At 38.9% G+C, this 416-nt stretch carries 1 protein-coding gene; it reads right to left on the bottom strand.

Annotation, left to right across the window (positions count from 1 at the left end; translation table 11 throughout):
* Positions 1-416 (bottom strand): S8 family peptidase (locus BAMA_RS23355; protein ID WP_034644477.1); only part of this gene is annotated, 416 nt, incomplete at both ends.

The following is a 416-nucleotide window of genomic DNA, read 5'->3' as shown; positions in this document are numbered from 1 at the left end:
TACATATCTGTGGATTCATTTCCTGCCGCTGCTACAACAACAACATTATTTTCTACTGCCTTATAGATCGCCTCTTGTACAACTGTACTACTTTGCGGACCACCTAAACTCATGTTGATAACATCAACACCTTGTTCTACTGCATGCAAAATACCTTTTGCAATATTGAAATCGTATGCACCTTCACCGCCGTTAAATACGTCGATTGACATCACTTTTGCATTTGGATTAATTCCGTGTGCACCAATTTTATTATTTTCTTTCGCAGAAATAATTCCCGAAACGTGTGTCCCGTGAACGTCTGGAACGACAGCATGAGCAGGATTTACAGCGTTATAAGGCGCAATCATACTATGCTTTAATTCTGGATGCTTTACGTTTATACCAGTATCAATTACAGCGACTTTTACTTCATT

It is taken from the genome of Bacillus manliponensis, from assembly GCF_000712595.1.
GTDB lineage: Bacteria > Bacillota > Bacilli > Bacillales > Bacillaceae_G > Bacillus_A > Bacillus_A manliponensis.
Note: the sequence above shows the minus strand (reverse complement) of the source record. Positions and strands in the feature narration are given on the sequence as shown.